This is a genomic window from Mucilaginibacter sp. KACC 22773 (genome assembly GCF_028736215.1).
Taxonomy (GTDB): Bacteria; Bacteroidota; Bacteroidia; order Sphingobacteriales; family Sphingobacteriaceae; genus Mucilaginibacter.
In genome coordinates this window covers 1590503-1604823 of sequence record NZ_CP117883.1, presented here as the reverse complement: position 1 = coordinate 1604823, position 14321 = coordinate 1590503, and the positions used below count along the sequence as shown (strand labels likewise).

Genomic DNA, 14321 nt, shown 5'->3' with positions numbered 1-14321 from the left:
AGATTTCATAATCGGTAAAATCAATATAATGCTGGCCACTTCCATTTTTTAGAGCAAGAACGTAAAAAAATCATGCCGGTGAAGTTCTTGTATCATATCTGTGCCGGCAAGCAAATTATCAAGCTCCCATACATTGAATAAAGCGGGAGTACCGGATTTTTTTTGTGTGGTACTGATTTGTCTTACCGGAATTCTGTCCATTTTGATGATACCAATGCGAAGGGATGCTATTTAACAAATGTAATTACATTTTGAGGAAAATAGATCCAGGTAAAGGCTATAGCTTGCAGTGCAGGCAGTTGTGAAATTTGCTAACCGGCCTCGGTTGTTTCAAGGGTAGCCGCCGGTTGCAGCGGGATAACAAAAAAGAATTTAGTGCCAACGCCTTCTTCGCTGGTTACCCAGATGCGGCCGTTACATTTCTCTACCAGGTCTTTACAAAATAGCAGGCCCATGCCTGTGCCCGATTCATTGAGCGTACCGGTTTTACTGGTCATCTGGCTTTTAAAAAGTTGGTTTACACGCGCAGGCGGCATGCCCATACCTGTGTCGCTTACCGTTACCAGTACGTTGTCGCCCTCCTTAACGGCCGATACTTCGATAACATCGCCCCCGCCCGAAAACTTAATAGCATTGGTAATTAAATTCCTTACAACTATCCTTACCGAGTTAGGATCGGCAAGGGCAAATAGTTCTTTGTTGCCGCCACAAATCATGGTAATACCCTTTCTTGAAGCCTGTTCGGTATGGTTTTCAGATTCTGATTTTACAATATCGTAAATTAAAAAACTTTGGCCCGCGGTGTTGAAGTTTTCCAGCTGGCTGTTGATCCAGAACAGGAGCGTATCCAGAAAATCGGATGTATATTCAAGCTTTTGTATTACAGAGGGGATCATCCGGAGCATTTCCTCGTGGCTTATAGATTCGTCTGACAGCAGATCGAACAGGCCGCGCAATGTGCTTAGTGGCGACCGAAGGTCATGCGCCAATATAGATATCAGCTTGTCTTTTAATTTATTAAGGTCATTCAGCTTTTCGGCCTGTTCATCTATACTAACTTTTTGCTCTACAACTTCCTGGTTTTTGTGTTTAAGCTGGGTATTTATTTTTAACTGCTGCTGCTTTTGCCGGTAATACTGGTATGCTATTAACAATACTGCGGCTATAATGATAAAAAATATGAGGTTTAACAAGTCCTTATCGTGCAGCTTTTGCTGATACAGTAAGGCGCTTGCTTTTTGCTGCAGCATTTGTTGCCGCTGCTTTTCGGCATAGTTATATTGGGTAATATACAGGGTAAATTTTTGAACGCTTTCATCCTTCCGGAAGGTGCGCTTCATTTTGTCGAAATCCTTTTGGGCAACAAATGCTTCCTTGTATAATTTTAAGCCGCCAAGCGTTTCAATCAATTGAACTGCGGCGTTTGTACGCAGCAAAACGCTGCCAAAACGGTCGGCAAGCGTTTTGGCCTGCAGGGCAAAACCGTATGCTTTGGAGTAATCATGGTTTACATTGTAAAACAGGGCAGTATTAATTAAAGCGATGGTTTTATCGTAATCCATTTGATTATCAGTAGCAACTTTTAAAGCCTGCTGCAGGTAACTTAAAGCCTTTGGATTTTGCTTTTTATAAATATAACATACCGCCAAATCACTATAACATGTACTTATACCATCTTTATCATCCTGCTTTTGATTAATAACAAGGGCATCTGTAAGGTATTGAATAGCCTTGTCATACTTTCCCTGGGCCATTAATACTTCGCCAATGTTTTGTTTGGCTACGGCAATCCCACCGTCTGATTTCATTTGTGTCCACGTCTTCAGCGCCTCGGTAAAATAGGATAAGGCCTGCGGGTATATCTCCATACTTTGCAGGATAACACCGATGTTATTATAATCGGCCGATATTTTCTTTTTGTTGTGAAGCTTTGTATCGATATTAAGGGCCTTAAAATAATAATCAAGCGCGGTAGACGGGTGCCCAAGATTATCATAATTATTGCCCATGCTTAAATATAAGCGCGATAAGCCGGGTAAATCATTGGCAGCAAGTTTAATTGGCAGTGCCTTTTTGTAATAGGTTAACGCCTTTTGATAATCGCTTAACTGGTAATACAAATCGCCGTAAAGCCGGTAACAGTTACTAATGCCCAACTGGTTATTAACCCTGGTATAAAGGGCCATACTCTCCTCAAGGTTTTTTATTACCGTTTTGTATTTAGATTGACTGATGTATACTGCAGTAACAGCCAGCAGCCCATCGGCAATGCCGGTGCTGTAGTTTATACGACGCGAAATTTGGGTTGCCTTTTGCCCGTAATAAATGGTACTATCGGGATAGTATGAGGTATAAACGACAGCCAGTTCATTCAAATAGTTTATAAGAGCCGTATCATTTACCTGCTTTTTGGCCGCGATAGATTTGAGTAATTCGTTACGCAGGCTATCCGGTTTTGCTTTATGACGATAGGCCTGGCAAAAATTGCACAAAAAAAGCGACAAAATACTAAGCCATATTTTGGTATTCATTCAATCAAAAAAAAATATAATCAGGGTTATGCAGCAAAGCCATTTTAAGCGGTATTACAAGCACCATTATCTTATTTAGACAGTTGCTTATTAGGTTTTTACGATTAAATGACTTTTAAGTTATAAATATATAATTTAAATTTATTAATTAGTTGGCATTGGCACTATTTGGTTGCAGATAAATAGCTTATAAATGTCGCCGCGAAGGGAGATGGCAGGTAACGGAAAAACGCTGCGCTCCTGACGGCCGTGGCAAAACAATAGCCGCCGCAGCGTAAATTTGCAGTTTTATTTAATATAAATACCTGGGAAAAATGAAAGGAGCCGCAGTATGTAATTACTCACCAATTTCCAGTTTATACCCCCTGCCGTGGATATTTGTCAGCTGGATTGAAGAATCATTTTCCAATTTCTTTCTCAGCTTTGATATAAACATATCCAGGCTTCTGCCTACAATTACGCCCTCGTCTTCCCAAATTTCTTTTTGAAGCCGGCCTCTTTCAATAATTACATTTGGCGACCGGGCGAAGATCAGCAGCAGCTTATTTTCTTTTACGGTGAGTGCGGTTGTAACTCCGGCAGCTATAATTTGCCGGTTACCGGGGTCAAAAATGGAATTGCCAAGTTTAAAACTATCAACACCGGCAAAAGTTGCTGTAACTTTATTTTTCCGGGTTTTAACCGATTGCGAAAATATCAGCCCTATAAAGGCCAGGAAAGGCAAACCGCCTAATAAATAAGCTTTTTGTGCGGCTGTAATACGCCGGCCCTCAAATTTCAGGTTAATAAGGTAACAGCTTTTGGGTTGCCTGCGGCCCAGGCAGGGCACAATATTATCCTGCCGGTTACCAGATATCATATAGCCAAATATGACATCCTTTCCGGTACATTTTAATACAGTCACAATGTAGTTATGTGCCAGCTTATCTTTTGCCAGCGAGCGGCTTATTATTTTTACAAGCGAATCGGGCTCAAAGGCAAACTCGTTTTCAAACCTTACCTGGTATTCGTTTTCGGCTATTTTTTTAACAGGCAACACCCGTGACGTGCTATCGCCCGAATGCAAAAGTACCTCATGCCCTATCTTGCGGAGCATTACCTGCTGCCTGGCCAAATCAAAATCGTCATTACCGGTTAAACTAAAAGCCGCACAAATAGCGGTTGTAAATAGTAGTACCGTAAACCCCAAAAGATACCTGGTTTTCATATTCAAGCTTGTTTTATAACCGGCCATATCCATAAACGGTTGAATTTACAAAGTTTACGCTTTTATTTACAATGTTTATAATCATAAACTTACTGTACGTGAATAGGTTTGCAGCATCAAATTTATAATGCTATGATCAATAAACCCGCAATTATCCTGTTCCTGACTATGTTTCACCTTGCTGCTTACGCGCAGCAAACTTACCAGTTGGACGCTAAGAAAAGTAAAATTTTATGGAATACCCGTAATACCATGGGCGGCCACAACGGCTACCTGCTTTTTAATACCGGCAACCTCAATTATTCGCCCGCGGGCGAACCAACGGACGGCTCCTTGAATATGGATATGAACAGCATACGCAGCGTTGACCATGCAGTTGCAGCCGAAAACCAAAAAGTAGATAAGGAGTTAAGAAAACCGGGATTTTTTGATATAGAAAAACATCCCGGCGCTATCATGAACGTCAGGCAAGTTAACGCTACCGGTAAGGCCGGCATTTATAAAGTATCTGGCAACCTTACCATAAAAGGCATTACCAACCCCATTGAGTTTGTGGCAGCTATCCGGAAAAAAGGGAATACTGTTATTGCAAAAGCCGACCTTGAAATACACCGGCTAAAGTGGAATATCGACCTTCAACCCGAACCCAAAGCATGGGATTTTTTCTCGGCCGTTAAAGATAAAATGATTGCCGATGAAATTGTGGTGTCATTAAACCTGGTATTTAATAACATTGCAGGTAAATAAAAAAATATCCGGTCCAGGTCGGGTTTCTATCCGTAGCCCGAGCTTTTTTTTCTGGTAGCCCCCGGGTTGATGGGCGCCTATTTGGGTATTATTAAATAAAGAAATTACTATAGATTTCACTTATTTAGTTAACCCGCAGCCGGCTTGCCTTCAAATTTAAACAAATGACCTACAGCTAAATTTAGTATTTTTGTCATAGATTTATTGGACGAAAACTACTAAACTTGATAACCGGCATGCCGAATCCCGAACTTAAAAAAGAACAATTGAACAGCCCGGCCCATGATCAGCTGTTCCGTTCTTTTAGCGAACCGGGATTTGAATCTATCGCCCGCCTGGCTTCCATCACGTGCGGAACGCCAATAGCGCTGATTTCTCTGCTCGACGAAAACAACGATTGGACACATGCCAAAACATTCCCCGGGTCACCCGAGGGCCTGGGTTACTTGGCCTTTTGCAACCATATCTTAAAGGAGCAGTCGCTGTTTGAAGTTCAGGATACCCAGCACGATGAATGTTTTAAATCAAACGCGCTGGCAGATGGCAGCCACCCAATCAGGTTTTTCGCAGCGCAGCCTTTGATCGGTCCCGAAGGCAAAACCCTGGGTGCTTTAAGTCTGTTAGGATACGAACCGAAACAGCTTTCGGAGATACAACAGGAATCATTACGCCTGTTGGCGCAAGAGGCAGCCACGTTAGTAACAGACCGCCTGCAAAAACAGGAACTTCAAAGTTTTGAAAAGCTGTTTAATTTATCGGCCGACCTGATTTGCATCGCCGGAACAGATGGATATTTTAAAAGGATTAACCCCGCTTTTGAATCAACTTTTGGATGGGACGATGCCTATATTTTAGCTACCCCCTACCTGGATTTGATCCACCCGGACGACCTGAAAGCCGCGGAAGAAGATGTGACCGGGATGATATCGGATAAAAAAGTACGACAGGTAACCTACCGTACCAGGACTAAATCCGGAATATACAAATCCATCCGCTGGGAAACCACGCCCGACCCCAATACCGGCAACCTGTTTTGCATAGGGCGCGATGTAACCGACGAAGAATTAAAAGAGCAGCAACTGGCCATCAGCGAGGAAAGGCTGCGCGTTTTTTTTGAAAACTCGCAGGGGCTCATGTGCACCCATGACCTGTCTGGCCGTTTCCTGTCGGTAAATATGGCCGGGGCTTCGCTTTTGGGTTATACGCTTGCCGAAATTTTAACTTTAAGTTTGTTTGATATTGTACCACCTAATCGGCATCCGCAGTTAACCGCGTACTTAAAAGAAATAAAGGAAAAAGGGGGCGCCAGGGGCCAGATGGTTACCCGGCACAAGGATGGCAGCCCCCGGATCTGGATGTTTAGCAACATACTTGAACAACAGGGAGACCAACCATACGTAATAGGTAATGCCATTGATATTACCGAAAAACACTTCCTGGAAAGAAACCTGGAGCGCACCCGGCAAATGCTGGAAGAAACCGGCAAGGTAGCCCGTATTGGCGGCTGGGAATATAATGTGCAGCGGCAAAAAATTGAATGGACAACAGTTACCAAACAGATATATGGCGTGCCCGCGGATTATGAACCTGATTTGAGCGGCATCATCAATTTTTATAAAGCAGGCGAAAGCCGGGATAAAATTTCGGCCGCTGCTAACCTTGCCATGGCCGAAGGCCCACCCTGGGACCTGGAGATACAAATTGTAACCCCGGCCGGCGAAGAGCTTTGGGTAAGGAGTTTAGGCCAGGCCGAATTTGCCAACGGCGTTTGCCAGCGGCTGTTTGGCACCATCCAGGATATTGAACAGCAAAAAAAAGCCGAGACCGAATTACTGAACGAAAAAGCCATTTTATCGGCCTTTGTTGAACATTCGCCTTCGCCTATTGCTATGGCCGATACAAATATGCGGTTTATAGCCGTGAGCAGGCAATATTTGCAGGATTATGGCTTAGGAAACCGTAACATTATCGGCTTAACACCCTATGAAGTATTTGGCCCTGCCAGCGAAACAAACCGGGCAACACACCAAAGGGTTTTAAACGGCGAGGTAATAAGGCGCGAGGAAGTGCGGGTTAAATTGCGCGGGATGCCGGAAGAACAATACCTTAACATTGAAATGCGGCCCTGGTACCGGTTTGATGGGGCAATAGGCGGCATCATGACCTCGTCCGAGATTATCACCTCCATTGTGAAGCAAAGGGATGAACTGAAGGAAGCCAAACAACTGGCAGATGAGGCCAGTATTGCCAAATCGGAATTCCTGGCCAATATGAGCCATGAAATCCGGACGCCGTTAAATGGTGTTATCGGATTTACCGACCTTGTTTTAAAAACGCAGCTGAACGAAACCCAGCACCAGTATCTTTCCATTGTCAACCAATCGGCCAATGCCTTATTAAGCATTATTAATGATATCCTGGATTTTTCAAAAATCGAAGCAGGGAAACTGGAACTGGACATCGAAAAATGCGACTTGTACGATATCGGTTCGCAATCAACAGATATAATAACCTACCAGGTTCAAAAAAAGGGGCTGGAAATGCTCCTGAACATATCTTATAACCTCCCCAGATTTATGTGGGTAGATTCGGTGCGGCTGAAACAAATCCTGATTAACCTGCTCAGCAACGCCGCGAAGTTTACAGCAACGGGCGAGATTGAGTTAAAGATAGAGGAAGTAGCACCAGCAACACCGGTACCCGGTACTACGTTACGCTTTAGTGTAAGGGATACCGGTATTGGGATAAAACCCGAAAAACAGGAAAAAATATTTGAAGCCTTTTCACAGGAAGATGGGTCGACCACCAAAAAATATGGCGGCACAGGTTTAGGCCTCACCATTTCTAATAAACTCCTGGGGTTAATGAACAGCAAACTGCAGCTGGAAAGTTCACCGGGTAAAGGCAGCACTTTTTATTTTGATATCCATGTACAAACCGAACAGGGCGAGCCCGTTAGCTGGGAAAACATTGGTCTGATTAAAAAAGTACTTGTTGTTGATGACAACGACAACAACCGGCTAATCATCAAACAAATGCTTTTGTTGCGGCAAATTTTAACCACAGAGGCAAAAAATGGCTTCGAAGCCTTACAGCTACTGGCGGCCGGCGAGTGTTATGATGTAATTGTGATGGATTACCATATGCCCTATATGGATGGGCTGGAAACTATCAAAAAAATTCGCGAAAGCTTTAGCGATTCGCCAACCGGCCAGCCTATTATTTTATTACACAGTTCATCTGACGATGAAAAGATGATCAGGTCGTGCGAAGAATTGAAAGTGAACCACCGGATGGTGAAACCCATCAAAACCGAGGATATATATAACGCCTTATCCCGTTTGCATCAGAAAACTACCATCGAAACTAAGCCTGATGGACCCGCTGAAATTGTTGCAGAATTAACCGGCAACCTAACCATCCTGGTTGCCGAGGATAACGCTGTGAATATGTTGCTTGCCAAAACTATCATCCGCCGGATTGCCCCGAATGCCCTGATCCTGGAAGCGGGGAATGGCATGGAAGCCCTTGCCTGTTGCCGGTTACACCGGCCCGATTTAATTTTAATGGATGTCCAGATGCCTGAGATGAATGGGTACGAAGCCACCCGGCAAATCCGTGCAATACAGCACGGCCGCCAAATACCTATTATTGCCTTAACGGCTGGCAACGTAAAAAGCGAAAGGGAAAAATGCCTGGAAGCAGGGATGGACGATTTTGTTGTTAAGCCAGTAGTTGAAGAAACCATATTGGCTGTGTTTCAAAAGTGGCTGCATTCCTTTGGCTCCTCCGAAGCGCCCGAACCAGGTCCGGATTTACCGGTTAGCACACCTGTACACTTTGACGTACAACATGTAAGGAGCTATTTTGGTGATGACGATGAGATTTTAAAGGAATTACTTAGCCTGACAAAAGTTGAGTTAACAGAGTCAATTTCAATGTTACAATTAGACTTAAAGGCTGGTGATTTGAAGAAATTAAATTTACATGGACATAAACTGTACGGCACCGCGGTAACTGCCGGCTTAAACCACCTGGCCAAACTGGCCAGGGAACTGGAGCATATGCCTGTTTTTATACTGGAAAACACACAAACCCTTGTAAACGAAATTGAGGAAGAAATTAGGCTGATTATTGGCTTGTTAGAGAAGGAAATAATCAGCTAAGCACAATTTCATCTACGCATCCTGTAGGGCGATATGCTCCCCATTTTACAGACGGCCTGATTAAATAAATCTATTTTAAAACTTTATTTTGATACCAGTTAGTTTTCCGTTTTAATTACAGTTTGCAAATTACGTAACTAATTACGTAATTTGTTTTAATGGAAAATTCATTCTTTAATTCAGTTGGGAAAGCGGGCATTGGCAGCAGGCTGCGAATGCTCCAGGAAAAGATTACAGACGATGCCGCAAACATTTACCGGATGTTTGGAATTGACATGCAGCCCAAGTGGTTTCCTGTTTTTTATACCTTATCACAAGGGAGCTTCAACATAACCGAAATTGCCCAGCATATCGGGCACTCCCACCCTTCTGTTAGCAAAATTGTATCCGAGATGGTGAAGAAGGGACTGGTAACGGAAGGCAAAGACGCCAATGACGGCCGCAGGAATGTACTCTCGCTATCTGACAAGGGGAAACAAGTTAATGAAAAACTGCAGTACCAGTTGGTTGATGTCAAAAACGCGGTAGAAGGCATTTTGGATAATACGCGGCACAACCTGTGGGAGGCCATCGGCGAGTGGGAATTTATGCTCGAACAAAAATCGCTGTTAAAGCGGGTTCAGGACGAGAAAAAATTAAGAGAGGGCCGCGACGTTACGATTGTACCTTTTGAAGAGCAATATAGTAAGGCATTCCGCGAACTTAACGTGGAGTGGATAAGCACCTACTTTAAAATGGAAGAAAAAGACTACCAATCGCTCGATCATCCGCAGGAATACATTTTAAACAAGGGCGGCGAAATACTGGTTGCCCTGTACAAAGGCGAACCTGTGGGCGTATGTGCACTGCTTAAAATGGACGATCCCGAATATGATTATGAATTGGCAAAAATGGCGGTTTCGCCCAAAGTACATGGCAAAGGCATAGGTTGGCTGTTGGGCAAGGCCATTGCCCAACGCGCCAAAGCCCGGGGTGGCAACACACTTTATCTTGAAAGCAATACCATGCTTAAACAAGCCATCAGCCTGTATCAAAAATTAGGATTTAAAAAAGTGGTTGGCCGGTTTACGCCTTACGAGCGTTGCAACATCCAGATGGAATTGCAGCTAAATAACTAAATGTGGGTGGTCTGTTAAAACTATACAAATTAAAACGTTATGGAATCAGTATCTGAGCAAACTATAAAGGTTGATACAAACATATACATTATAGGTAATGGCGTTGTTGCCAAGGCTTTGGCAGTGGCCCTAACCCTAAAAGGCAAAAAGGTTACCATACTGCGCGGCAGCGTAGATGATAAGCCCGCCAGCCGCGAATTGCTGGAGATAGAAACGGAAAACAATACACTGCAGGCCGAAGTAACCATCAGCACCCTAAATAATTATAAGCAGCTTGATGGGCTTATCCTGTTAACCAACAAATCATTCGGCAACCAGGAACTGGCAGAAAAACTCAAATTTAAAGCAAAACACTCGCCCATCGTGTTTCTTCAAAACGGCCTTCATATTGAAGATAGTTTTATCGGCGCGGGCTTTACCGAATTATACCGGTGTGTACTGTTTGTAACCAGCCAATCGGTTTCAAACAATAAAGTAAAGTTCAGGCCGGTTGCATCATCACCCATCGGGGTTATTAAAAGCTCATTTGATAACCTGGATAGTATTGTTGATGAACTGAATACCGATGTATTTTCATTTAGGGCCGAGGCGAACATTCAAACGGTGATCTGGAAAAAAGCGATCAGCAATTGCGTATTTAATTCGATATGCCCGTTGCTCGAGATTGATAATGGTGTATTCCACCGCAATGAAGCAGCCTTACAGATAGCCAAAACGGTAATTGCTGAATGCGTTGAGGTAGCCAACCAGAATAACATCCAGTTAACAGAGCACGATGTATTGGAAAACGTGCTGATGATAAGTAAAATGTCCGACGGGCAAAAGATATCTACCTACCAGGATATCCTCAACAAACGGGAAACAGAGATTGAAACGTTAAATTTTGCAGTAGCCAAAGTAGCACAGGTGTCTGGCAGCGCTAAAGTTCCGGTTACCACTTTATTAGGCGAAATGACAAAACTTAAGTCGGAGCTGTTTAGGATGTAGGGCTTGCCTTATCAACATGTGCATAGCTAATATCGCTTAGGTTTGAATTTCATAAATTAGTCAATAGCTTTACATCATGAGCAAAACTAAAATTACAACCCAGCCCTTTAGTGATTTTATCCCCGCTTTGAAAATAACCGACCAGTTTACCGTGTATGAACGTAAAGAATTTGCGCGAAAAACGGTACCGTATAACCGCAGGGACTTTTATAAAGTATCGCTCACGCTAAGTACCGGCACGTTGTACTATGCAGACAAAGCGGTTAACATAGACAGGCCTGCCCTAATATTTTCTAACCCGAGGGTGCCTTATGCCTGGGAAGGAATTTGTGAATCGCAGGAAGGCTTCTTTTGTTTATTTAGCGAAGATTTTTTAAAAGGAAATAACCGAGATTTAAATCTGCAGGATACGCCGCTGTTTAAAATTGGTAGCGACCCGGTTTTCTTTGTCGACTCTGCGCAGCTCGAATATATCAGCGGGATATTTCAAAATATGCTCCGGGAGTTCAAATCAGACTATATTTATAAAATAGATCTGTTACGCAACCACTTGAATTTGTTATTACACGAGGCCCTTAAAATGCAGCCATCGGTTAACTATTTTAAGCCGCAAAATGCATTGGTGCGCGTCGCTTCTCTTTTTATGGAATTATTAGAGCGGCAATTCCCAGTTGATACTCCCCAGTGCCAGTTAAAATTGCGTACCGCCAATGATTACGCGCTGCATTTATCCGTACATGTCAATTACCTGAACCGCGCCGTAAAAGAAGTAACGGGCAAAACAACAACTGAGCATTTAACAGAACGGATGGTGATGGAAGCCAAAGCGCTGTTGCTGCATACAGACTGGAGTATTAATGATATTGCTTACAGCCTGGGTTACGAGTACCCTACTTATTTTAATAATTTTTTCAAAAAGCAAACCAGGGTAACGCCAAGCTCACTAAGGCAGCCAAATTTGGTTTGAATTTCTTAGTTTCTGGTTTGATAACCTTTAACACACCCGCTTAATTAGTGGCGACCTTTGTATGATCAAAACAAAAAATAATGGATCATATTAAAGGAAAAGTAATTGTAATTACCGGTGCAAGCAGCGGCATAGGGCATGCAACCGCCCTGTTGCTTGCCCAAAAAGGCGCCATTGTTGTTCTTGGCGCTCGCAGCCTTGATAAGCTTGAGCAACTGGTCAGCCAAATTAAAGCCGAAGGAGGCCAGGCCACTTATGCAGCTATCGATGTAACCCAACGGCAACACCTGGAAAAACTTGTAGCCCTGGCACTTGCTACCTACGGCAAGCTGGATGTACTTATAAACAATGCAGGCATAGCACCCATCTCCCTGCTGGATGAATTACAGGTTGAGGATTGGGATATGATGATAGACGTTAACATTAAAGGCGTGTTGTACGGCATAGCGGCGGCGCTGCCCGTTTTTCGTAAACAGGGCTTTGGCCATATTATAAATATAGCCTCGACGGCCGCACTAAAAATTACGCCCGCCGCAGCTGTTTACTCCGGAACAAAATTTGCCGTGCGCGCCATCTCGGAGGGATTACGCCAGGAAGCCGGCCCCAATTTACGTGTCACTATAATTACACCTGGAATCATAAAAACCAATCTTGTTGATTCGATAGCCAGCCCCGGCATCAAAGCGCAAATAGCCGAAGCAATGGATAGCATCGCCATCTCGCCGGATGCCATTGCGCGGGCTATGGCCTATGCCATAGAGCAGCCTGCCGATGTTGATATAAGCGAGATTGTGGTGCGCCCCACAGCACAGGTTTAAGACGTTTACAGCAGCAGTTGAAATTTAAAGCATGTTACAAAAGGATAATAGAAAAGGGTCGTTACAAAACCATCCTCTTCTATTACCTTCTATTGTGAAAATTTTACCTAAGCTTAAGCCCAACATTTTTATTGCAGGTGGATTATTGATAGTAATGAGTAGCTTTTACTACTCAGGCCGAATAGGAGATTGAAAAATAATTGCATGGCGTTTTTGATAGCATTCCTTCACTGCTTCCGTCAAATAAATCAAACTATTACCTATCTTCCGTGTTGAAAAGCCGAAGGTTAAGCAATGAAATTTAAACACATCCACTTTATTATCAACCCGGCATCAGGTAAGGAAGAGCCTATACTCAACTACATAAACCAGGTTTTTGATGGTAGTACCACCAAATGGGATATATCCGTTACCCAGCGCCACAAAAACCCCGGCGATATTGCAAAAAAACTTATCGGCAAAACTGATTTAATTGTGGTGTATGGCGGCGATGGGTCTGTAACGGATACGGCCGGCGCTTTACATGGAACAGATACACCAATGGCCATTATTCCTGGCGGCACGGCCAACGTTATGGCAAAACAGCTGCAAATTCCGTTGGATAGCATTTCTGCTCTCGAACTCATAAAAAGCCACCACAAATTAAAAGCCGTTGATATGGGACTGGTAAACGGCCATCCTTTTTTATTACGGGTTAACCTGGGTATTATGGCCGACATGATTTTACAGGCAGGCCGCGGGCTGAAAGATACCATTGGCCAGCTGGCCTACGGTTATACCGCTATTAAAACCATGGTAAATGCCACCCCGGTAAAATACAAGCTGAAGATAGATGGTAAGGAGATAGAAGAAACGGCCGTTTCGCTCACGATAACCAATTCAGGCAATATTGGCATTGCCGGTTTAGATATGCTGCCCGGCATCAGCATAACAGATGGTTTGCTGGATGTAATACTCATGGGCGATAACGATTTAACATCGGTATTAAAAATTGCAGGCAATACCTTGCTGCAAAACCAAACCGAAGCTTTAAAGCATTGGCGGTGCAAAAATATAGTTATACAAATGGATGCCGAACAGGCATTTATCCGTGATGATTGCGAACAAAAGGCAAAAAAGTTAGCCATTAAAGTTGTTCCGGCAGCTATCAATATAGTAGTGCCGCGTTAAAAACAGCAAAACAATATGCTTGCAAAAATTAAAAGTATTTTAAAGGTGGTTTATTTATCGGCCCAAATGGCTTATGATAATGCTTACCGCATAATAACCGGGCTCCCTCAGCTTAAGCGATGCCAGATAACCGCTAACCTGTACTTAGGCAGCCAATATAATTTGGTGGGTTTGCGCAAACTGAAATCTTTGGGTGTTACAGCAATTATAAATATGCGGATGCATTCCATCTATACCGGCGCCCAATATAAGGGTTTTCGTTACCTGCATTTACCCACACCCGATAATACCCCACCGCCACTTGATGTATTAAAGGAAGGCGCCAATTTTGCCGATGCAGCCATAAAAAGCGGCGGCAAGGTATACATCCATTGCCGCCAGGGCCTTGGCCGCGGACCAACAATGACTATTGCCTATTTACTTAAAACGGGGTTAACTTTTGACGATGCCCTTGCGATGGTAAAAAAAGTGCGCACCTTTATTAACCCCCGTAAAAGCCAGGTTGAAGTATTAAAGCAACTGGAACAATTTTACCAGGAGCACCCGGCTGAGCAAAGCATTATTTAAGTAACACAGCCCTGCAAGAGCGTCATCGCGAGTGCCCCATCAG

The 14321-nt window shown here is 43.5% G+C and carries 10 protein-coding genes; 8 read left to right on the top strand and 2 right to left on the bottom strand.

The annotated features are described in order from the left end of the window. Positions 1-311: 311 nt before the first annotated feature. A complete protein-coding gene (locus tag PQ469_RS07010; RefSeq protein ID WP_274212305.1) occupies positions 312-2531 on the bottom strand; it encodes a tetratricopeptide repeat-containing sensor histidine kinase in 2220 nt (739 codons plus the stop codon). A gap of 337 nt (positions 2532-2868) precedes the next feature. Further along, positions 2869-3738: a winged helix-turn-helix domain-containing protein gene (locus PQ469_RS07005; RefSeq protein ID WP_274212304.1), complete on the bottom strand. Its 870-nt coding sequence runs from the start codon at positions 3736-3738 to the stop codon at positions 2869-2871. Between the two features lie 132 nt (positions 3739-3870). On the opposite strand from PQ469_RS07005, the gene PQ469_RS07000 reads away from it, so the two are divergent. The 8 genes from PQ469_RS07000 (at position 3871) to PQ469_RS06965 (ending at position 14278) form a co-directional block, all read left to right on the top strand. Continuing rightward, positions 3871-4485: a YceI family protein gene (locus PQ469_RS07000; RefSeq protein WP_274212303.1), complete on the top strand. Its 615-nt coding sequence runs from the start codon at positions 3871-3873 to the stop codon at positions 4483-4485. Positions 4486-4721: 236 nt separating this feature from the next. Further along, the gene (locus PQ469_RS06995) at positions 4722-8651 is read left to right on the top strand and encodes a response regulator (RefSeq protein WP_274212302.1); all 3930 of its coding nucleotides are present in this window, start codon (positions 4722-4724) and stop codon (positions 8649-8651) included. A 158-nt stretch (positions 8652-8809) separates the two neighbouring features. Beyond that, positions 8810-9769 (top strand): bifunctional helix-turn-helix transcriptional regulator/GNAT family N-acetyltransferase, encoded by a 960-nt coding sequence (locus tag PQ469_RS06990; protein WP_274212301.1) that lies wholly within the window; start codon positions 8810-8812, stop codon positions 9767-9769. Positions 9770-9808: 39 nt separating this feature from the next. Further along, positions 9809-10756 carry a ketopantoate reductase family protein gene (locus PQ469_RS06985; protein WP_274212300.1) on the top strand — a complete coding sequence of 316 codons (948 nt, stop codon included), beginning with the start codon at positions 9809-9811 and terminating at the stop codon, positions 10754-10756. 76 nt (positions 10757-10832) lie between these two features. Further along, on the top strand, positions 10833-11723 hold the full coding sequence (locus tag PQ469_RS06980; protein WP_274212299.1) for a helix-turn-helix domain-containing protein: 891 nt from the start codon (positions 10833-10835) through the stop codon (positions 11721-11723). Positions 11724-11803: 80 nt separating this feature from the next. Then, positions 11804-12541 carry an SDR family oxidoreductase gene (locus PQ469_RS06975; protein ID WP_274212298.1) on the top strand — a complete coding sequence of 246 codons (738 nt, stop codon included), beginning with the start codon at positions 11804-11806 and terminating at the stop codon, positions 12539-12541. A gap of 294 nt (positions 12542-12835) precedes the next feature. Then, entirely contained in the window at positions 12836-13711 is an 876-nt protein-coding gene (locus tag PQ469_RS06970) for a diacylglycerol/lipid kinase family protein (RefSeq protein WP_274212297.1), read from the top strand. Between the two features lie 15 nt (positions 13712-13726). Continuing rightward, positions 13727-14278 carry a protein-tyrosine phosphatase family protein gene (locus PQ469_RS06965; RefSeq protein WP_274212296.1) on the top strand — a complete coding sequence of 184 codons (552 nt, stop codon included), beginning with the start codon at positions 13727-13729 and terminating at the stop codon, positions 14276-14278. The last annotated feature ends 43 nt before the right edge of the window (positions 14279-14321 follow it).